General features: G+C 69.8%; 19 protein-coding genes and 1 pseudogene. 10 read left to right on the forward strand and 10 right to left on the reverse strand.

The window, feature by feature from the left end; all coding sequences use genetic code 11:
• The first annotated feature begins 55 nt into the window (after positions 1–55).
• Positions 56–1,360 (forward strand): glycosyltransferase family 4 protein, encoded by a 1,305-nt coding sequence (locus tag OG622_RS20825; protein ID WP_371584162.1) that lies wholly within the window; start codon positions 56–58, stop codon positions 1,358–1,360.
• Positions 1,361–1,417: 57 nt separating this feature from the next.
• Here the strand turns inward: OG622_RS20825 and OG622_RS20830 are convergent, their stop codons facing one another.
• Together OG622_RS20830 and OG622_RS20835 are read right to left on the reverse strand one after the other, a co-directional pair.
• The gene (locus tag OG622_RS20830) at positions 1,418–2,056 is read right to left on the reverse strand and encodes an FMN reductase (RefSeq protein WP_371578014.1); all 639 of its coding nucleotides are present in this window, start codon (positions 2,054–2,056) and stop codon (positions 1,418–1,420) included.
• Complete coding sequence (locus OG622_RS20835) at positions 2,053–3,168, reverse strand: LLM class flavin-dependent oxidoreductase (protein WP_371584163.1); 1,116 nt, start codon at positions 3,166–3,168, stop codon at positions 2,053–2,055. The genes OG622_RS20830 and OG622_RS20835 overlap by 4 nt, the downstream gene beginning before the upstream one ends.
• A 157-nt stretch (positions 3,169–3,325) precedes the next feature.
• Here OG622_RS20835 and OG622_RS20840 point away from each other — a divergent pair, with 157 nt between their 5' ends.
• The gene (locus OG622_RS20840; protein WP_371578016.1) at positions 3,326–4,183 is read left to right on the forward strand and encodes a DUF6597 domain-containing transcriptional factor; all 858 of its coding nucleotides are present in this window, start codon (positions 3,326–3,328) and stop codon (positions 4,181–4,183) included.
• Here the strand turns inward: OG622_RS20840 and OG622_RS20845 are convergent.
• A complete protein-coding gene (locus OG622_RS20845) occupies positions 4,167–4,355 on the reverse strand; it encodes a hypothetical protein (RefSeq protein ID WP_371578017.1) in 189 nt (62 codons plus the stop codon). The two genes, OG622_RS20840 and OG622_RS20845, sit on opposite strands and share 17 nt — an antisense overlap.
• Complete coding sequence (locus OG622_RS20850) at positions 4,355–5,131, reverse strand: SDR family NAD(P)-dependent oxidoreductase (protein ID WP_371578018.1); 777 nt, start codon at positions 5,129–5,131, stop codon at positions 4,355–4,357. Before OG622_RS20850 ends, OG622_RS20845 begins: the two co-directional genes overlap by 1 nt.
• 106 nt (positions 5,132–5,237) lie before the next feature.
• On the opposite strand from OG622_RS20850, the gene OG622_RS20855 reads away from it, so the two are divergent.
• A complete protein-coding gene (locus tag OG622_RS20855; protein WP_371578020.1) occupies positions 5,238–5,681 on the forward strand; it encodes an ester cyclase in 444 nt (147 codons plus the stop codon).
• A gap of 51 nt (positions 5,682–5,732) precedes the next feature.
• Here the strand turns inward: OG622_RS20855 and OG622_RS20860 are convergent, their stop codons facing one another.
• Positions 5,733–6,068 carry a YnfA family protein gene (locus tag OG622_RS20860; protein WP_371578021.1) on the reverse strand — a complete coding sequence of 112 codons (336 nt, stop codon included), beginning with the start codon at positions 6,066–6,068 and terminating at the stop codon, positions 5,733–5,735.
• Between the two features lie 100 nt (positions 6,069–6,168).
• The gene (locus tag OG622_RS20865; protein ID WP_371578023.1) at positions 6,169–7,362 is read right to left on the reverse strand and encodes an RtcB family protein; all 1,194 of its coding nucleotides are present in this window, start codon (positions 7,360–7,362) and stop codon (positions 6,169–6,171) included.
• Positions 7,363–7,567: 205 nt separating this feature from the next.
• Between OG622_RS20865 and OG622_RS20870 the strand changes: the two genes are divergently transcribed.
• From OG622_RS20870 to OG622_RS20880, 3 genes are all read left to right on the forward strand, one after another.
• Positions 7,568–8,458 carry a DUF3558 domain-containing protein gene (locus OG622_RS20870; RefSeq protein WP_371578024.1) on the forward strand — a complete coding sequence of 297 codons (891 nt, stop codon included), beginning with the start codon at positions 7,568–7,570 and terminating at the stop codon, positions 8,456–8,458.
• A 113-nt stretch (positions 8,459–8,571) separates the two neighbouring features.
• The gene (locus OG622_RS20875; RefSeq protein WP_371578026.1) at positions 8,572–9,543 is read left to right on the forward strand and encodes a hypothetical protein; all 972 of its coding nucleotides are present in this window, start codon (positions 8,572–8,574) and stop codon (positions 9,541–9,543) included.
• 133 nt (positions 9,544–9,676) lie between these two features.
• Positions 9,677–11,086 carry a DUF2637 domain-containing protein gene (locus tag OG622_RS20880; RefSeq protein ID WP_371578028.1) on the forward strand — a complete coding sequence of 470 codons (1,410 nt, stop codon included), beginning with the start codon at positions 9,677–9,679 and terminating at the stop codon, positions 11,084–11,086.
• 72 nt (positions 11,087–11,158) lie between these two features.
• Here the strand turns inward: OG622_RS20880 and lysS are convergent, their stop codons facing one another.
• Together lysS and OG622_RS20890 are read right to left on the reverse strand one after the other, a co-directional pair.
• A complete protein-coding gene (gene lysS / locus OG622_RS20885; RefSeq protein ID WP_371578029.1) occupies positions 11,159–12,925 on the reverse strand; it encodes a lysine--tRNA ligase in 1,767 nt (588 codons plus the stop codon).
• A gap of 213 nt (positions 12,926–13,138) precedes the next feature.
• Positions 13,139–13,877, reverse strand: a pseudogene (locus OG622_RS20890) (IS200/IS605 family accessory protein TnpB-related protein); the annotation flags it as partial.
• A 106-nt stretch (positions 13,878–13,983) separates the two neighbouring features.
• Between OG622_RS20890 and OG622_RS20895 the strand changes: the two are divergent.
• The 3 genes from OG622_RS20895 (at position 13,984) to OG622_RS20905 (ending at position 17,471) form a co-directional block, all read left to right on the forward strand.
• On the forward strand, positions 13,984–15,183 hold the full coding sequence (locus OG622_RS20895) for an NAD(P)/FAD-dependent oxidoreductase (protein WP_371578031.1): 1,200 nt from the start codon (positions 13,984–13,986) through the stop codon (positions 15,181–15,183).
• Positions 15,184–15,418: 235 nt separating this feature from the next.
• Positions 15,419–16,507, forward strand: a complete 1,089-nt coding sequence (locus OG622_RS20900; protein WP_371578032.1) for an ABC transporter permease — start codon at positions 15,419–15,421, stop codon at positions 16,505–16,507.
• 10 nt (positions 16,508–16,517) lie between these two features.
• Positions 16,518–17,471, forward strand: a complete 954-nt coding sequence (locus OG622_RS20905) for a sigma-70 family RNA polymerase sigma factor (RefSeq protein ID WP_371578034.1) — start codon at positions 16,518–16,520, stop codon at positions 17,469–17,471.
• A 145-nt stretch (positions 17,472–17,616) separates the two neighbouring features.
• Here the strand turns inward: OG622_RS20905 and OG622_RS20910 are convergent, their stop codons facing one another.
• Both OG622_RS20910 and OG622_RS20915 read right to left on the reverse strand, forming a co-directional pair.
• Positions 17,617–17,760, reverse strand: coding sequence for a hypothetical protein (locus tag OG622_RS20910; protein ID WP_371578036.1), 144 nt, complete (start codon positions 17,758–17,760; stop codon positions 17,617–17,619).
• Positions 17,753–18,328: an IS607 family transposase gene (locus OG622_RS20915; protein ID WP_371578038.1), complete on the reverse strand. Its 576-nt coding sequence runs from the start codon at positions 18,326–18,328 to the stop codon at positions 17,753–17,755. The genes OG622_RS20910 and OG622_RS20915 overlap by 8 nt, the downstream gene beginning before the upstream one ends.
• A gap of 168 nt (positions 18,329–18,496) precedes the next feature.
• On the opposite strand from OG622_RS20915, the gene argS reads away from it, so the two are divergent.
• Complete coding sequence (gene argS, locus OG622_RS20920) at positions 18,497–20,269, forward strand: arginine--tRNA ligase (RefSeq protein WP_371578040.1); 1,773 nt, start codon at positions 18,497–18,499, stop codon at positions 20,267–20,269.
• Positions 20,270–20,297: the final 28 nt, after the last annotated feature.

Raw genomic sequence — 20,297 nt, forward strand, 5'->3', positions numbered from 1 at the left:
CACCGTGTCACCGCACCGCTCACGCTGTCGGGAAGGTAGAGCCTTGAGCCGCCGCATGAAGATCGTGTTCCTGCTGCACAACGTGTACGCCATCGGCGGCACCGTCCGTACGACGCTGAACCTGGCGTCGGCGCTCGCGGACCACCACGACGTGGAGATCGCCTCCATGGCCCGCCACCTGGACGAACCACGCTTCACGGTCGACCCGCGGGTCACGCTCGTCCCCCTGGTGGACATCCGCCCGTACAGCCCCGACCTGCGCGATCCGGCTCAGGTGCAGCCCGCCACGGACTTCCCCGCGGAGGACAAGCGGCACCGCCAGTACAGCCGCCTCACCGACCTCCGGGTCCGCGCCTATCTGACCCGCTGCGGCGCGGACGTCGTCATCGGCACCCGCCCCGGGATCAACGTCTACGTGTCCCGCTTCGCCCCCCATCGCGCCCTGCGCATCGGGCAGGAACACCTGCGCCACGACGCCCACACCAAACAGCTCCGCAAGGTCCTCGCCCGCCACTACCGCGCCCTGGACGCGCTCGTCACGACCACGGAGGCGGACGCGGCGGTGTACCACGCGCGGATGAATCTGCCGGGCGTACGGGTGATGTCGGTGCCCAACATCGTCCCGGTGGCAGGGGTCGCCCCGTCGGACGGCACGGCCCCCGTCATCGCGGCCGCCGGCCGGCTCGCCCGCGGTAAACGCTTCGACCTCCTTCTGGAGGCGTTCGCGAAGGTCGCCGAGAAGGAACCGGACTGGCAGCTGCGCATCTACGGCGGCGGCAAGCAGAAGGACCGTCTGGAAACCCTCATCGAGGACCTCCGGCTCACCGAACGCGCGCATCTGATGGGCTCGCACACCCCCATCGAGGAGGAGTTCGCACGCGCCTCGATCGTCGTCAGCGCCTCGGATGCCGAGTCCTTCGGCATGACCCTCGTGGAGGCCATGCGCTGCGGGGTTCCGGTCGTCAGCACCAACTGCCCGCTCGGCCCCGCCGAGATCATCACCGACGGCACCGACGGCCGCCTCGTCCCCGTCGACGACCCCCACGCCCTCGCCGAGGCCATCCTCGACCTCACCGCCGACCCGGACCTCCGCCGCGCCATGGGCCGGGCGGCCCTGGCGAGCGCCCACCGCTACGACGCGGCCCCGATCGTCACCAGGTACGAGCACCTGTTCGCGGAACTGCGCGAGACAAGGCTCCACCGCACCTGGGAACGGGGATCGACGAGGGCGAAGTCCTGGCTGCGGCACCGGGTGCGCGCGGGGAAGAGGGCAGCCCCGGCTCTGTTCAGGGGCGCGGGACTGTCATCTGTGCGGCTCCGCCGCGCGGGCGCGAGCGACCACAAACAACCCGCGGCCTGACGCCCTCCGCACCCCCAACTGCGAAACCCAGCCCTTCAACGTCCCCAACGGCGAGACTCAGCTCTTCAACGCCGCCAACTGCTCCGCGAAGGGAACGACGACGAACCCCTCGGGCTCGAACCTCTCGGGCCCCTCGGGCTCGAACCCCTCGGGCTCGACCGGCGCGGCGGCCCCCCTCCGGGACAGCCCGCCCATCAACCCGGCCAACTCCGAGGCCGCCCGCTCGATCCGCCCGGCCAGCCCTTCCGCACCCCAGTCCTCGGACGCGGCATAAACCCCCGTAGGCACCACCACGGCCCGCAGGTACGCGAACAGCGGCCGCATCGCATGCTCCAGCACCAGCGAATGCCGAGCCGACCCCCCGGTGGCGGCGACCAGCACCGGCTTCCCGGCCAGCGCGTCCCGATCGAGCACGTCGAAGAAGGACTTGAGGAGCCCGCTGTACGACGCCGAGAACACCGGCGTCACGACGACCAGTCCATCGGCCCCCGCCACCGTGTCCAACGCGGCGGCGAGCTTGCGGCCCGGGAACCCGTTGGTGAGGTTGTGGGCGATCTCCACGGCCAGGTCCCGCAGTTCGACGACCTGGACCTCCACCGAGGCGTCGTGCCCGACCACCGCCGCGGCCAGCCGGTCCCCCAGCAACCGCGTGGACGACGGCACACTCAGCCCCGCCGAGACGACGACCAGCCTCATGCCACGCTCTCCTTCTTCTCCGCGTGCGCCTTCGTGCCCTTGTCCGCCCCGGCCAGCAGCGACCCGTGGGTCGGCGCGTCCGGCACATCCGCCGGCCTCCCCTTCGCGAACTCCTCGCGCAGCACCGGCACGACCTCCTCGCCGAGCATGTCGAGCTGCTCCAGGACGGTCTTCAGGGGCAGCCCCGCGTGGTCGACGAGGAACAGCTGCCGCTGGTAGTCACCGGCGTACTCCCGGAACGCCAGCGTCTTCTCGATCACCTGCTGCGGCGACCCGACGGTCAGCGGCGTCTGGTCGGCGAAGTCCTCCAGGGACGGCCCGTTGCCGTACACCGGCGCGACGTCGAAGTACGGCCGGAAGTCCCGGACCGCGTCCTGCGAGTTCTTCCGCATGAACACATGCCCGCCGAGCCCCACGATCGCCTGCTCGGGCGTGCCGTGTCCGTAGTGCGCGTACCGCTGCCGGTACAGCTCGACCATCCGCTTGGTGTGGTCGGCCGGCCAGAAGATGTTGTTGTGGAAGAAGCCGTCACCGTAGTACGCGGCCTGCTCGGCGATCTCGGGCGAGCGGATGGAGCCGTGCCAGACGAACGGCGGTACGTCGTCCAGCGGGCGGGGCGTGGAGGTGAACCCCTGGAGCGGCGAGCGGAACTTTCCCTCCCAGTTCACGACGTCCTCGCGCCACAGGCGGCGCAGCAGCGCGTAGTTCTCCACGGCGAGGTTGATGCCCTGCCGGATGTCCTGCCCGAACCACGGGTAGACGGGCCCGGTGTTGCCGCGCCCCATCATCAGGTCCACCCGACCGTCGGCCAGATGCTGGAGCATCGCGAAGTCCTCGGCGATCTTCACCGGGTCGTTGGTGGTGATGAGGGTGGTGGAGGTGGAGAGGATCAGCTTCTCGGTCCGCGCGGCGACGTAACCGAGCATCGTCGTGGGCGACGACGGCACGAACGGCGGGTTGTGGTGCTCACCGGTGGCGAAGACGTCGAGCCCGACCTCCTCCGCCTTCAGCGCGATCGCGACCATCGACTTGATGCGCTCGCGCTCGGTCGGCGTCCGGCCCGTGGTGGGGTCCGGCGTCACGTCTCCGACGCTGAAGATCCCGAACTGCATCATCGCTGCCACCCTCCCAGGTTGTTCACGATTCAACTATACCCGTGAACGGCTCCCCCTTCGCCACTATTCCTCCGCTGTCAGTCAGTGGCAGAGCCACGACCACCGGAACCCGCTTACGAGTATCAATGTCAGTGGTCGTCCCTACGATCTCCTCATGGCCGCCCCACGCCGCGACACCCGAGGCATCGTCGACGCCCCGGAGCTCTTCGCCCGCGTCCGCTTCCGACGCCGCGAGCCCGCCGAACCGCTCCGCCCGCACCTGGAGCACTACTGGCTGATCGACTGGGACCTGCCCGAGCCGTACGTCTCCCAGGTCGTCCCGCACCCGTCGGTGAACGTCGTCTTCCAGCGGTACGAGGGGCAGGAGCCCTTCGTCGAGATCTCCGGCATCGGCCTCGGCCTCTTCACCCAGAAACTGGAGGGCGCGGGCCGGGTCTGCGGCATCCAGTTCCGCCCCGGCGGCTTCCGCCCCTTCACCCCGTCCCACCCCGCGACCCACTGGACCGGCCGCCGCGTACGACAGCCCGAGGCGTTCCCCGAGGCCTTCCGCGACACGGACCCTGCCGTGATCCTCGCCCCCGACGACGAGGACGCCCGCGTCGCCGCCCTCGACGCGTTCCTGACCGGGATCGCCCCGGACCCCGACCCCCAGGCGGACCTCGCCATGGCCCTCGTCGACCGCATCCGCACCGACCGCACGATCCGCCGCGTCACCGACTTCGCCCGCGCCGAGGGCGTGTCCGTACGACTCCTGCAGCGCCTGTTCTCCGCGTACGTCGGCGTCGGCCCCAAGTGGGTCATCCTCCGCTACCGCATCCACGAGGCCCTGGAACGCGCCGAGACCGACCGGGCCATCGACTGGGCCGCCCTCGCCGCCGACCTCGGCTACGCCGACCAGGCCCACCTCGTCCGCGACTTCACGGCGACGGTGGGGGTGCCGCCCACGGCGTACGCGGAAGCGGCATCGGCCGCCGCGGCGGTGGTCCCGTCATCGCCTACTTCGCGTGCATGACCGCGTAGATCATCACGAAGGCCACGATGTGGATGCCGAAGAGGAAGTAGGCGAGGTACCACCACACATACCGCTCGTTCTTCCGCTCCTCGGCGAGCCGACGCTTCTCAAGTGTCAGGTCGCCCTCGGGTGTCAGGTCGCCCTCGGGCGCCGGGCCGTCCTCGGGCGCCATCACAGCTCCCGATGGACCTTGGTGTTGGAGGCCTGGGCGCGGGGGCGCAGGACGAGGAGGTCGACATTGACGTGGCTGGGCCGGGTGACCGCCCAGGTGATCGTGCCGGCGACGTCGTCGGCGGTCAGGGGCTCCGCGACGCCGTCGTAGACGCTCGCCGCCTTCTCCGCGTCGCCGCCGAAGCGGGTCAGGGCGAACTCGTCCGTCTTCACCATGCCGGGCGCGATCTCGATGACCCGGACCGGCGTGCCGACGATCTCCAGCCGCAGCGTCTCGGCGAGGACGTGCGTGCCGTGCTTGGCGGCGACATAGCCCGCCCCGCCCTCGTACGTGCCGTGCCCGGCCGTCGACGACACCACGACCACCGTGCCGTCACCGCTCGCGGTCAACGCGGGCAGCAGGGCCTGGGTGATGTTGAGCGTGCCGATGACGTTCACCTCGTACATCGTGCGCCAGTCGGCCGGGTCGCCGGTCGCGACCGGGTCGGCGCCGAGCGCACCGCCCGCATTGTTGACCAGCACACCGATCTTCTTGAACGCGGTCGCGAACTCGTCGACCGCCGCGCGGTCCGTGACGTCCAGGGGGTACGCGGTGGCCTGCCCACCGCCGTCGTTGATCTCCTCGGCCAGCGCCTCGATACGGTCCTTGCGGCGCGCGGTCAGCACCACGCGGTACCCCGCGGCGGCGAGCTGCCGGGCCGTGGCGGCGCCGATCCCGCCGCTCGCACCGGTGACGACGGCGATGCGGGAGGCGGCGGACGGTGCGGCGGTGGCCATGAGCTGCTCCTGAGGCGATACGGGATCGAACGTCGGTCTCTGTCCGGCCAGGATAGGCGGGCGGTGAGACAATGAGACGGGTGATCCCCTGCACAGGAGGTGGATCATGGGACAGGCGCGCGAGCTGATGGACCAGCTCACCGAGGCGCTCACCACACACCAGGACCCCAAGACCGTCGCGAACCTCTTCGCGGAGGACGCGGTCGCCCACACCCCCGACGGCGGCGAGCTCCACGGCCGGGACGACATCGCCGAGTACTGGCGGCAGATGACGGACGCCATGCCCGAGGCCAGGTACGAGTCACTCGCCTCGTTCGAGGTCGGCGACACCGCCATCGACGAGGGAATCTTCAGCGGCAGGAACACCGGCCCGCTGGCGTTCCCCGACGGGACGTCGATCCCCGCGACCCAAAAAAACATCAGCATGCGCGGCGTGGACTTCGCCACCGTCCGGGACGGGCAGATCACCAGCTACCGGCTCTACTTCGACCAGCTGGACTTCCTGAACCAGCTCGGCCTGCTGCCGGAGGAACTGGCCCAGCCGTCGTAGAGCGGCGGCCCCTGTCCGTCACAGCGGCGGCCACCACATCGGTCACATCGGTCACCCACCGCGCGGCGCGTACATGATCACCGCCATGCCCGCGAGGCAGAGCAGCGCGCCCGACACGTCCCAGCGGTCGGGCCGGTAGCCGTCCGCGACCATCCCCCAGGCGATCGACCCGGCGACGAAGATCCCACCGTACGCGGCGAGGATCCGCCCGAAGTGCGCGTCCGGCTGGAACGTCGCGACGAATCCGTACGCCCCGAGCGCCACGACCCCCGCCCCGATCCACACCCACCCCCGGTGCTCCCGCACCCCCTGCCACACCAGCCACGCCCCGCCGATCTCGAACAGCGCGGCAAGCACGAACAGGGCGGCGGAGCGGGCGATGACCATGGACAGCAGCTTTGCACGGTGCCCCGGGTGGGAGCCTGGCAGGCAGGACGGCTGAGCCACCGCCACGGCTCGCCCCCGGTTTCCACGGGGGCGTCGTGCGTCAGCCCTTCACGCACACGACCTGCTTCAGCTTCGCCACCACCTGCACCAGGTCCCGCTGCTGGTCGATGACCTGCTCGATCGGCTTGTAGGCGCCCGGAATCTCGTCCACGACGCCGGAGTCCTTGCGGCACTCCACGCCCCGCGTCTGCTCCTCCAGGTCCTTCGTCGAGAAGCGGCGCTTCGCCGCCGTCCGGCTCATGCGCCGACCGGCGCCGTGCGACGCCGAGTTGAAGGCCTTCTCGTTCCCGAGCCCCTTCACGATGTACGAACCGGTGCCCATCGAGCCCGGGATGATCCCGTACTCGCCGGAGCCCGCGCGGATCGCGCCCTTACGGGTGACCAGGAGGTCCATGCCGTCGTAGCGCTCCTCCGCCACGTAGTTGTGGTGAGCGCTGATCTCGGGCTCGAAGGTCGGCTTCGCCTTCTTGAACTCCCTGCGGACGACGTCCTTGAGGAGCGCCATCATGATCGAGCGGTTGTACTTCGCGTACTCCTGCGCCCAGAACAGGTCGTTGCGGTACGCCGCCATCTGCGGGGTGTCCGCGACAAAGACGGCGAGGTCGCGGTCGACCAGATCCTGGTTGTGCGGCAGTTTCTGGGCGATGCCGATGTGATGGTCCGCCAGCTCCTTGCCGATGTTCCGGGAGCCGGAGTGCAGCATGAGCCAGACAGAACCGATCGAATCAGTGCAAACTTCGACGAAGTGGTTGCCGGACCCCAGCGTTCCTATCTGCTTCCCTGCCCGATCACGACGGAACTTGACCGCTTCCGCAACGCCGTCAAACTGCCCCCAGAACCCGTCCCACCCCCCGACGGCGAAGCCGTGCAGCTGCCCAGGATCGACGGGATCGTCATGCATCCCCCGCCCCACCGGAATCGCCTGCTCGATCTTCGAGCGCAGCCGGGACAGATCCCCCGGCAGGTCGTTCGCCGTCAGCGAGGTCTTCACCGCCGACATCCCGCACCCGATGTCGACACCCACCGCCGCGGGACACACGGCCCCCCGCATCGCGATGACGGACCCGACCGTCGCGCCCTTGCCGTAGTGGACGTCCGGCATGACGGCCAGGCCCTTGATCCAGGGGAGGGTGGCGACGTTGCGGAGCTGCTGCAGGGCCCCCTCGTCGACCGACGCGGGATCGGTCCACATGCGGATGGTTACCTTCGCACCCGGCATCTCGACATACGACATAGCGCCCTCATTCCCCCGAAGAACAGATGAAAGTCTCAAAACGCAAAACCGGCGCCAAGGTCCGCGAAAAGGGATGCCGGACCGGCGTCCACGGCAGTGCGTGCGATACACATGGTGCCCGGGGGTCACCCCCCGGCGGCAAGTGAATAACCACAGGCAGGACAGCGCAGGCGTCCCGAGGGACCCCGTCGAGAGGAGCCCCACCGTGCAGCGGAAGGCGTACGTACCCGTCGTCGCCGTGCTCCTCGCGGCACTGCTGGCCGCGTGCACGGCATCGGACGACAGCAGTTCGCCCGAAGACCCCAAGCCGGGCGAGGCCACCACGTCGGCCACCGTCGCCCAGCCCGGCCGCTACGACACGCTCCCCGAACCCTGCGGCTCGGTCGACGACACCACCCTCGACACCCTCCTCCCCGGCATCAGGCAACTCCCCGACGCGACCCAGCGCAAGCAGGCGTACGAGGGCCAGGCGACGCAGACGTACGACACGGACAGCAAGGCCGGCTGCCGCTGGAAGGTGGAGTCCACGGACGGCACCCACTACCTGTTCGTCGACTTCGAGCGTTTCGTGTCGTGGGACAACGCGGTCAGTGACGACAGCAAGGCGCAGGAGGTGTACGGCGGCAAGGTCGAGGCGGCCGACCTCCCAGAGCCGACGCCGACCGACTCCGAGGAGGAGAGCGAGGGGACGGACGAGGAGACGGACGAGCCGGGAACGCCGGAAGGGACCACCGCCGATCCGTCGGCGACCCCCTCGACCTCCGCCTCCCGCTCGGCATCGCCCTCCGGTTCCTCCGGTTCCTCCGGTTCCTCCGGTTCTTCCGGCTCCGCCTCCCCCTCCCCCTCCGCGTCCGGCACCCCCTCCTCCCTCCAGCCCCGCACGCTCGACGGTCTCGGCGCCGAGGCCTTCCTCGACGACGCGCTCGGAACGAGCAAGCAGCGGACGGTGACTGTGGTCTTCCGCACGTCGAACGTGATCGTGACGGTGCAGTACGAGGAGCAGCCGGCGACCACGACAGTGGTGCCGGACAGTGAGGAAATGCAGGACAGGGCCGGGAATCTGGCGGAGCGGCTGGCCGAGGCGTTCGACGACTGAGGGGCGCCCGGGGGCGGTTCGGGCGTCCGCGTGAACCCCCTGAACCAGGACCGCACTTCTTCCTCACCGCGTACGGTGGCCTCTCGGAGACCCGATCCGATTGCGAAGGAACCATGCAACGAGCCGCAGAGACAGATCAGCATCAATCGCCGCGCGTCGCGCGTTCGCCGCGGGTGGCGCGTGCCGGACGTCGCGGGCGTCCGGGCCGGACCCGCGTTCTCGTGGGCGCCGCGGTCGTGCCGGTGATGCTGATGGCGGTCGGCTGTTCGTCGGACTCCGGCTCCGACAGCGCCTCCGGTGACGAGACCCCGGCGGGGCTGGATCAGTCGGCGACGGAGAGTGCCACACCGGAGGTCGTCGCGGGGAAGTACGCGTCGCTGCCGGACGCGTGCGAGGTCTTCTCCGACAAGACGCTGAAGGCGGTCGTCCCGGAGGGTGTGAAGTCCGGAAAGGCGATCAACAAGGCCGAGGAGAACGTGACCGGCGACTGCCGCTGGATCAGCCTCGACAACAACGGTGTGGACGGCTCCCAGTACCGCTGGCTGAGCGTGTCCCTGCACCTGCTGGCCTCGAACGCGGCGAACGGCCCCGGTGAGGACCGCGCGGCCAAGGCGTACGAGACGAAGGTGACCGCGGCGAAGGCCGTGGACGGGGCGAAGAACGTCAAGACGGAGCTGCTGACGGGTACGGGCGACCAGGCGACGGTGGTCAAGTACGACCTGAAGAAGGACGGAGACACCTTCAAGCAGCAGACGATCGTGGTGCGCACGGCGAACGCGGTCATCACGCTCGACTACAACGGGGCCGGTCTGGCCGGCGAGAAGACGCCGGACACGGCCGCGCTGCTGAAGTCCGCGAAGTCCGCCGTCAAGGAGGCCGTGGAGGCGATCGAGGACGCGAACGACGGTACGGACGCTTCGGCGTCCCCGTCGAAGAGCGCCTCCAAGGAGCCGACGAAGAAGCCGACGAAGGCGTCGTCCTCGGGTGGTTCGGGCGCGGATGTGAGCAACGACTCGGACACCGGCTCGGATACCGATTCGGACTCGGGCTCTTCCAGGTCCGGCAGCCGGAAGAGCAAGTCGTAGCCGCCCTCCGCCTGGTGTTTCGCCGGAGCCCGGTCCCCTCGGGGGCCGGGCTCCGCGCCCTCCGGCAACCCGTTCGCCATACACATGTGCCACTCTGTTGCGCGCAACAACACGCAAGGGGAGGGGAGCACGGGTGACCGCGCCAATGCAGCTGACTCGAATGCACCGCGTTCTCATCGGCGTGGTCGTGTTCGGCGCCGTCATCATCGCCGGGATCGGCTTCGCGGGTTCCTACGCGGCGGTACGGGAGCTGGCCCTCCAGAAGGGCTTCGGGAACTTCAGTTACGTCTTCCCGATCGGCATCGACGCGGGTATCTGTGTCCTGCTGGCCCTGGACCTCCTGCTGACCTGGATCCGCATCCCCTTCCCGCTGCTGCGTCAGACGGCGTGGCTGCTGACGGCGGCGACGATCGCGTTCAACGGCGCGACGGCCTGGCCGGACCCGCTGGGCGTCGGCATGCACTCGGTGATCCCGGTCCTGTTCGTCGTCTCGGTCGAGGCGGCCCGGCACGCGGTCGGCCGCATCGCCGACATCACCGCCGACAAGCACATGGAAGGCGTCCGCCTCACCCGCTGGCTCCTCTCGCCCCTGCCCACGTTCCTTCTGTGGCGCCGTATGAAGCTCTGGGAGCTCCGCTCCTACGAGCAGGTCATCAAGCTGGAGCAGGAACGTCTCGTCTACCAGGCCCGCCTCCGCTCCCGCTTCGGCCGAGCCTGGCGCCGAAAGGCCCCGGTGGAGTCCCTGATGCCCCTCCGCCTGGCCCGCTACGGCGTCCCCCTGGCGGAAACGGCCCCGGCTGGGCTGGCGGCGGCGGGCATTGAACCGGCGCTGCTGCCGCCGGTGGAGATCTCCTCGGTCGCGAGCCCTGCCCTCCCTGCCGCCGACGCGGCCGCGGGCGCGGGCGCGGGCGATCATGCCGCCGGAGCGGCACCCGTCCCACAGAGAGCGGCGCCTCCCGGCGAGCAGCGCCCGCAGCTGGAGAACATCCCCGCCCAGCAGCAGTACGCCGGGGCACAGGAGCAGGCGCCGGACGAAAGCCCCTGGCTCCACGCCCGCCACCCCCAGGAGGTCCCCTACCAGGGCGGCTACGACCCCTCGTTCAACCCCGAGGAGCAGTACGAGGAGTGGTACGAGGAGCAGGACCCGGACCAGTACCAGCAGTACCAGCAGTACCAGCAGTTCGAGCCGGATCCCCGGGACCCCCGCTACCAGCAGCAGCAGTTCGAGGCCCCCGAGCTCCAGGCCCAGGAACCCTCCCCGGAGGAGACCGGCAGTTTCCCCATCCCGGCCGGCCCTGGCCGCACCCGTGAGCTGGGCGACGGCGGCGGCACCCCCGAACCCGCCGCCCCGGACGAGGAGTCGTACTACCAGGTCTTCAAGCAGTCGATAGCCCCTGGCAGCGGCTACCCGACGCCCCGCGAGTTCAGCGACAACATCGAGATGACCTACGGCGTCTCCGTCCTGGACGCCGAGGCGAAGCGCCTGGTGCTGCGCTTCCAGAACCGCCACGCGGCGGAGCTGGAGGAGGAGCACATCGCGTGACCCGCGCACGTACGACGATGGGGGCGCCCGGTGTTCACCGGGCGCCCCCATCGTCGTACGTGCGGGGTCGGTCTACTCCCCGAGCAGGAGCCGTACCCGCTCCTGCCCCACCGCGAGCAGCAGCGTGGGCAGTCGCGGGCCCGTGTCACGCCCCACAAGCAGGTGGTACAGCAGCGCGAAGAACGACCGCTGGGCGGTCTTGATCTCCGCCGGCAGCTCCTTCGGCGTGGCGTCCGCCGCGAATCCGGCCTGCACCTTGGGCACGCCGTAGACGAGATGCGTGAGCCCGTCGAGCGACCAGTGCTCGGCGAGCCCGTCGAGGAGCAGCCGCAGCGACTGCCGGGACGGCTCGTCGAGCGACTTCAGCAGCTCGGCGTCGGCCTCCTCGCGCACGATGGTCCGCTGGTCGGCGGGGACCTGCGTGTTGATCCAGGCCTCGGCCTTGTCGAGCCGCGGCCGGACCTCGTCGAGGGAGGACAGCGGGTCGGTGGGGTCGAGTTCGCTGAGGATGCGCAGGGTCTGGGCCTCGGCGCCCGCGGTGATGTCGGCGACGGACGCGAGGGTCCGGTACGACATCGGGCGGGGGGTGCGCGGCAGCTCACCGGCGGCGGTCCGCACCGCGCGCGCGTGGGCGGCGACGTCGCCCGGCAGGGCCGACCCGTCCGCGACCTTGGCGTCGAGCTTGTCCCACTCGTCGTAGAGCCGCTGGATCTCCTGGTCGAAGGCGATCTTGAACGACTGGTTGGGCCGGCGGCGGGCGTAGAGCCAGCGCAGGAGCTGCGGCTCCATGATCTTCAGCGCGTCGGCGGGCGTCGGCACGCCGCCCTTCGACGAGGACATCTTGGCCATGCCGGAGATACCGACGAACGCGTACATCGGCCCGATGGGCTGCTCGCCGCCGAAGATCCCGACGATCTGCCCACCGACCTGGAACGACGAGCCCGGAGAGGAGTGGTCGACCCCGCTCGGTTCGAAGACGACGCCCTCGTACGCCCACCGCATCGGCCAGTCGACCTTCCAGACGAGCTTGCCGCGGTTGAACTCGTTCAGCGCGACGGTCTCGGCGAAGCCGCAGGCGGTGCAGGTGTAGGTCAGCTCGGTGGTGTCTTCGTCGTAGGCGGTGACGGTGGTGAGGTCCTTGTCGCACTGCCCGCAGTAGGGCTTGTACGGGAAGTACCCGGCGGCGCCGGAGCTGCCGTCGTCCTCGGCGGCGGCGCCGGAGCCCTCCGCGGCCTCCAGCTCGGCCTCGTCGACCGGCTTCTGCGACTGCTTCTTCGCCGGGCCCTTCTTGGTGCGGTACTGGTCGAGGATCGCGTCGATGTCGCGGCGGTGCTTCATGGCGTGCAGGATCTGCTCGCGGTACACACCGGAGGTGTACTGCGCGGTCTGGCTGATCCCGTCGAACTCGACGCCCATCTCGGCGAGCGCGTCCACCATCGCCGCCTTGAAGTGCTCGGCCCAGTTGGGGTGGGCGGAGCCGACGGGGGCGGGCACGGCGGTGAGCGGCTTGCCGATGTGCTCGGCCCAGGAGCCGTCGACGCCGTCGACGCCGTTCGGGACCTTGCGGTAGCGGTCGTAGTCGTCCCAGGAGATCAGGTGCCGGACCTGGTGTCCGCGGCGGCGGATCTCGTCGGCGACGAGGTGCGGGGTCATGACCTCGCGGAGGTTGCCGAGGTGGATCGGGCCGGACGGGGAGAGTCCGGACGCGACGACGACCACCGGAGCGGTAGCGAGTGATGTCGCTTTGCCCGGGGCCCGACGCTCCGACTCCTCGATGACCTCATCCGCGAAACGGGAGACCCAGTCGGTGGTCTCGGTGCTCTGAGCCACGATCGGCACGTCCTCTTTTTCTGAAGGTTGTCCATGGCCGCCGGGTACGGTCCCCGGGCGACCGCGCCATTCTCCCAGGCTTTCACTCCGCGGGTCGAACCGGGCGCCCAATAACTCGGGGGTTCCGTGCGTCGGCGGGTGCGGGTCCGGTGGGGGCCGGTCGCGCAGTTCCCCGCGCCCCTCAACGGCATGGGTTGCGAGCGGTGTCTTTCCCCACCGTTCCTAATCAGTGAGCAGGAGTGAGTCTTGGACCCATACCTGGTCACTGCGGACACCCCGAACGGTTTTGGATGTCCTGGTTGCCCGCGGACTCGCCGCGTCCGGCGGCACGAATCGTGTCCGTGGTCCGGGGATGCGGGGGGCGGGGTCCCTCACGCCCAGGGGCACACCGGTCGGCCTGGATGGTCCGATGCCCTTGCACATCGCTCTGGTGTGCAAGGGGCGGTGTCATCCGTCGCCGGATCGGGTGTCCCTGGGCGCGTCGTCCGATCGCGATGCTCGCCGCATCGTGCCGGGTGGTCTTACGGGTGGGGCCGGCCATCGGCTTTTGCCAGTGCTGGGCGCCCCACTTGGTGGTGCAGGCCGGGTCCCCGGCGATGATCGCGATACCTGTGGCGTCGGCCATGGAGGTCAGCCGGGCGCGGAGTTTGCCGGTCGGCATGCCGGAGATGAGTTGCCGGAATCGGCGCTTGCGCCCGCGCTTCTCTCTGGTTTTCTCGGTCTGGAAGTCGAGGTCTTCAACCGCGATGGCCTTGACGCCGCAGGTCTTGGCCCAGTTCAGCAGCCGCGTGAGGGCGTGCCGTACCTGGGCGTCGCGGTGCTGGGCGCCTTGAGACAGGTCGAAGAGGAACCGGCGCGGCCGGCCGATCGGATTGCCGTGAGTGTCCAGGCGCCATGCGGCGAGGTGGTCGGCGTTGGTGTCCACGCCGACCACGCCATCGGCGAGGGCGGCTTCGAGTGGGGCCTACCCCTCTGTGATCCACGTCACATGTAGTTCCTGTCAGGAATCGGGGCGCTGTCCCGCTCAAGTCACCGACAGGGAGCCAGCGAACCGACAGGAGCATCACATGAAGCACCGCATCGTCGTTCTCGGCGCCGGCTATGCCGGGGCTTACGCGGCCGGGACCCTGGCCCGTCTGCTGTCCCCGGCAGGCACCGAGATCACCGTGGTCAACGCAGAGCCGGATTTCGTCCAGCGGCTGCGGTTGCACCAGCTCGCGGCCGGCCAGGAGATCGAGGCTCCACGGCTCGCCGACGTCTTCGCGGGCACGGGGATACGGCTGCGCCTGGCCCGTGTCGCCGCCGTCGACCCCGAGCGGCAGGTCGTCGCCGTGGCTGACGCCGACGGCGGCGGCGAGCTCGGTTACGACACTCTCCTCTACGCGCTCGGCAGCCGCGTCGCCGACCACGGCGTCCCCGGCGTGGCCGAGCACGCCTCCCATGTCACCAGTCGTCCGGCGGCGCTGCGCCTGCGCGAGCGCCTGGACAGCCTGGGCACGCGGGGCGAAGGCGGGAGTGTGCTGGTCGTCGGCGACGGGCTGACCGGCATCGAGACCGCCACCGAGATCGCCGAATCCCGGCCCAGCCTGTCGGTGACGCTCATCGCCCGTGGCGAACTGGGCGCCCCGCTCTCCGCCGGAGCCCGCAGCCATCTGCGCCAGGCCTGTGACCGGCTGGGCATCACCGTCCTGGAGCGCACCAGCGTCGAAGCCGTCGAAGCGGCGCGGGTGCTGTGCACCGACGGCACCGTCCTGGCGTCCGACGCGACCGTGTGGACGGCCGGGTTCGCGGTAGACCCCATCGCCGCCGCCGGCGGGCTGGAGGTCAACGAAAACGGTCGGATCGTCGTCGATCGCACCATGCGGTCGGTCTCGCACCCGAACGTCTACGCCGTGGGCGACAGCGCCTACGCCATCGGCGACAACGGCCGGCCGCTGCCGATGTCCTGCGCTTCGGCCGGCTACACCGGCATGCAGGCCACGGCCGCGATCGTGGGACGCCTGACCGGGCGCAAGATCCCTAACGCCAAGCTGGACTACCACGGCAACCACATCAGTCTCGGGCGGCGGGACGGGATCCTGCAGATGGTCGACGGCGAAGCACAGGCGAAGCCGAAGTACGTGGGCGGCAGGAAGGCCGCGCGGATCAAGGCGGGCATCCTGAAGATGTCGCTGTGGACCACCTCGCACCCGACTTTCGGCCTGCCCAGGCGCAAGCGCCACCTGGTCGCCGTACCGGACATGTCCGCCGAGAAGGCGGCCGCGTAGCCACCGTGGGCAAGCACTGCCCCAGCGCTTCGACACCAGTCGCTTCGAGGCCAGCGGCGGATCACCTCCACCCCATCCCGTGCGCGCCTGAGCACCCCGGCACTGGGCCAGATACCGGCCGCCCACCTGCGAGGCCGGACCAGCATCCGGGCGGAGCCACTGCTGACCCGCGGGGTGTGCAACCAGCCCCCCCCGTCACCAGGCAAAGAAATCTCTCTCTGTCCGAGGAGGACGCATGGATACTCCGGCCCCACGCGTAGCCGACACACTGCCGTCGTCCTGGCCGACGGTGGCCAGGACAGTCGTCCTGCTCACAGCACTCATCAGTGTGCTGCTCACCGCCTTCGCCTGGCCGTCGGTGCGGTCGCATGCGCACGACGTGCCGATCGCCGTCGCCGGACCGCCCGCCGCGGTCAAGCAGGTCAGCGCCGCGCTCGACCAACGTCTGCCAGGCGGCTTCGCGATCACCGAGGTCGCCGACACCACAGCCGCCGAACGGTTGATCCGCGACCGGGAGGTGTACGGGGCGATAGACGTCAGCTCCGGCGCTCCGCAGGTCATCACAGCCTCGGCCGCCGGCGCAGCGGTCGCCCAGACCCTGCAGGGCGTCGCGGTGGGGCTCGGTCAGGCGCAGGGACCCAGCAAGACGTCCCCTGTCCGCGACATCGTCGCCCTGCCGGCCGACGACCCCCGCGGCGCCGGCCTGGCCGCCGGAGCCCTGCCCCTGGTCATGGGCGGCCTGCTCGCCGCGCTGCTACTGACCAGGCTCGTCCGCGGCATCGCCCGCCAGGTCGCCGGGGCACTCACCTTCGCGATCACCGGAGGCCTGGCCGTGGCAGCGATCCTGCAGTTCTGGCTCGGCTCGCTGGACGATTCCTACCTGGCCAACACCGGCGCGATCGCCCTGGCCATCGCCGCCATATCCCTGACCATCATCGGGCTGGGGTCACAGCTCGGGTACGCCGGTTTCGGCCTCGGCGCCGTCACCATGATGCTCATCGGCAACCCTCTGTCAGGCACCTCGACCGCACCCGAGATGCTGCCGGGCTGGTCCGGCACACTCGGCCAGCTGCTGCCGCCCGGGGCGGGCGGCCAGTTGCTGCGCTCCACAGCCTTCTTCGACGGCCACGGCTCCACCCACTCCGTCCTCGTGCTCATGACCTGGCTCGGATTCGGTGTCGCGCTCTGTCTGGCCGGCGGTCTGCCCAGGCACGAGCGCCGCCCGGCCGCCGGGTCCGCCGGGTCCGCCGGGTCCGCCGGGTCCGCCGGGTCCGCCGGGTCCGCCGGGTCCGCCGAGAACGTGCCAGCGCAGCCGTCTAGTTAGGGTGTTCCGCGTGGACAGCACCGCCAGTGATCGCTTCGACACCAGCCGGTTCGAGGCCAGCCGGAACCGGCTGGCCTCGCTGGCGTACCGGCTGCTTGGCTCCGCCGCCGACGCGGAAGACGCCGTGCAGGATGCGTTCTTGCACTGGCAGGCTGCCGACCGGCAGCGGATCAAGGTGCCGGAAGCATGGCTGACCAAGGTCGTCACCAACCTGTGCCTCGACCGGCTCCGCTCGGCGCAGGCCCGCCGCGAACGCACCGTCGGTGCTTGGCTGCCCGAACCGCTCCTCGACGGCGACCCGATGCTCGGCCCGGCCGACACATTCGAGCAGCGCGAATCGGTCTCCCTGGCCGTGCTGACTCTCATGGAGCGTCTGTCACCGCTGGAGCGGGCCGTCTACGTCCTGCGCGAAGCGTTCTCCCACAACCACGCCGAGATCGCCGAGATCCTCGACATCACCGATTCCGCAAGCCAGCAGCACCTCCACCGGGCCCGGCACCGCATCACCGCCGCGCGCCGCGGCGGCGGCGAAGTCGACCCGGCATCCGCCCGCAGGATCGTCGAGGAATTCCTCGCCGCTGCGACCTCGGGCCGCACCGAACGCCTGGTGGCGCTGCTCACCGACGACGCGACCGCGATCTCCGACGGTGCCGGCCTGACCGAGAAGCTGCTGCGGTACGACACTCCGCAGCGCATCGCCGCCATCGCACGGGCCGGCTTCAAATCCACACCCGCAAAACAGCGACTTGCCGGCGGAATCTCTGCTGTCCACTACGCGCTCGTCAACGGCGCCCCCGCCATCCTTTTCGTGCCCGACGGCAAGGTCGTCGGCGCCGTGACGTTCGACATCACAGGCGGCAAGATCGCAACCGTGCGCGGCATCGCCGCCCCCGCCCGCCTTGTCCGCCTCACCGAAGCCTGGCGGCAGCACGGACCGGACACACCGCTCATCACCCAGTGGTGAGCCGGCGCCGACCGCGACCAGGCACAGCTGCTGGGCACCCGTAGCAACCTTGACAGAGCGCAGCTCACCGAGGCCGAGTGGCGTGAGCGGTGGGAATCGGCCCCGGTGTCCTAGCTCAGACACCAGCCGCAAAGTAGCGGAGTGATCATGCGCTCGTTGCCGTGGCGGCCCGCTCGTCGTGTTCACGCAGCATCCGCATGACGGTGGCAGGTGAGGGGTGCTGGCCCTTCTTCGCGCCCGTTGTGATGACGAGCCGCTTGGCGATGTCGCGCAGGCGGAGGTCAGCCATGTTCGGCCGCTTCCAGTGCCTTGCGGGCGCGGTTCTTCGCCGACCCGCGCCCGTACAGACGGGCGCAGAACGACGTCAGTACCTCCACCATGTCCCGCACCAGGTCGTCTTCGGCCTCGCCGTCGTCCACCACCAGCAGGCGACGGCCCGTCGCGGACAAGGCGGCCTCGACAAGTTCGACGTTCATCCGGCCGAGCCGGTCCTTATGCTCCACCACCACGGTGGTCACGTTCGGGTCGGCCAGCAGACGCCGGGCTTTGGAACGGCAGCCGTTCATCCCGGAAGCGATCTCCGCCTCCACACGAACGACTCGGTGACCGGCCTTCACCGCCCACGCCGACAGCCGAGCGACCTGGCGTTCCAGATCGGTCTTCTGATCGTGCGAGGACACGCGGGCATACAGTCCCAGACCGCCGATGGCCTCGGGCGTGGTGTTCGCGTCGATGTTCACCAGGATCGTGCGCGGCCCGACCCGCTGAGCCGGTACCGGCAACGTCCCCTCACGGAACCAGCGATACGCGGTCTGCGGATGCACACCCTGTGTCTTTGCCCATTCCGTCAGATTCACAGCCTGACAACAACACTCACTCACACATGGTTACGCTCACTTACCCGACTTCGTGGGCCAGCAGGTGGAGACCCCCTGAGGCGCCCACCTCGCCCAGAAAAACCCCTTTACCCCCGTGGGATACTGAACGACATCCACCCGTACCCCGAGGAGAACGGCTCCCCCCTCATGACCCCGGTCACGTCCCTCACCGCCTCCGTCCACCAGCGCCTCGCCGACGCCCTCGCCTCCGCCCTCCCGGCGGCCGACGGAGTCGACCCGCTGCTGCGACGCAGCGACCGGGCGGACTACCAGGCGAACGGGATCCTCGCCCTCGCGAAGAAGGCGAAGGCGAACCCCAGGGAGCTGGCCACGCAGGTCGTCGCCCAGGTGGAGTCCGGCGAGGTGATCAAGGAGATCGAGGTCTCCGGCCCCGGCTTCCTGAACATCACGCTCACCGACCGGGCGATCACCACGAACCTCGCGGAGCGCTACGCGGACGCGGAGAACCGTCTCGGCGTGCCGCTCGCCGCGCACCCGGGCACGACGGTCATCGACTACGCCCAGCCGAACGTGGCGAAGGAGATGCACGTCGGCCACCTCCGCTCCGCCGTGATCGGTGACGCGGTCGTCCAGATCCTGGAGTTCACCGGCGAGAACGTGGTCCGCAGGCACCACATCGGCGACTGGGGCACCCAGTTCGGCATGCTCATCCAGTATCTGGACGAGCACCCGCACGAGCTGGACCACAAGGACGCCCAGGTGAGCGGCGAGGAGGCGATGTCGAATCTCGATCGTCTCTACAAGGCCGCCCGGAAGCTGTTCGACTCCGACGAGGAGTTCAAGACGCGGGCCCGCCGCAGGGTCGTCGACCTCCAGGCCGGCGACCCGCACACCCTCGCCACCTGGCAGAAGTTCGTCGACGAGTCGAAGATCTACTTCTTCTCCGTCTTCGAGAAGCTGGACATGGAGGTCCGGGACGCGGACATCGTCGGCGAGTCGGGCTACAACGACATGCTGGACGAGACGTGCCGCCTCCTGGAGGAGTCGGGTGTCGCGGTCCGCTCCGAGGGCGCTCTCTGTGTCTTCTTCGACGACGTCAAGGGCCCGGACGGCAACCCGGTCCCCCTGATCGTCAAGAAGTCGGACGGCGGCTACGGCTACGCGGCCACCGACCTCTCCGCGATCAGGGACCGCGTCTTCAACCTCAAGGCGAACTCCCTCCTGTACGTCGTCGACGCCCGCCAGTCCCTGCACTTCAAGATGGTCTTCGAGACCGCTCGCAGGGCGGGCTGGCTGAATGACGAGGACGTCAAGGCGTTCCAGCTCGCCTTCGGCACGGTCCTCGGCAAGGACGGCAAGCCGTTCAAGACCCGCGAGGGCGAGACGATCCGCCTGGTCGACCTGCTGGACGAGGCGATCGACCGGGCCACGGCCGTCGTCCGGGAGAAGGCCGAGAAGGTCGGCCTGACCGAGGAGGAGATCGTCGAGAACGGCCGGTACGTCGGCATCGGCGCGGTGAAGTACGCCGACCTGTCGACCTCCGCCGTACGGGACTACAAGTTCGACCTGGACCAGATGGTGTCGCTGAACGGCGACACCTCCGTCTACCTCCAGTACGCCTACGCCCGTATTCAGTCGATCCTCCGCAAGGCGGGCGAGGCGAGCCCGGCCGCCCACCCGGAACTCGAACTGGCCCCGGCGGAGCGGGCGTTGGGGCTGCACCTAGACCAGTTCGGCGAGGCCGTGGCCGAGGTCGCGGAGTCGTACGAGCCGCACAAGCTGGCCGCGTACCTCTTCAAGCTCGCGACCCTGCTGACCACGTTCTACGACCAGTGCCTGGTCCTGAAGGCGGACACCCCGGCCCAGGTGGAGAACCGCCTGTTCCTGGTCGACCTGACGGCCCGCACCCTGCACCGGGGGATGGCGCTGCTGGGCATCAGGACGCCCGAGAAGCTCTGAACCACCCCCGTGGTCGCCCTGCGGGGCC

This window comes from Streptomyces sp. NBC_01314 (genome assembly GCF_041435215.1).
In the GTDB taxonomy this organism is placed as follows: Bacteria; Actinomycetota; Actinomycetes; order Streptomycetales; family Streptomycetaceae; genus Streptomyces.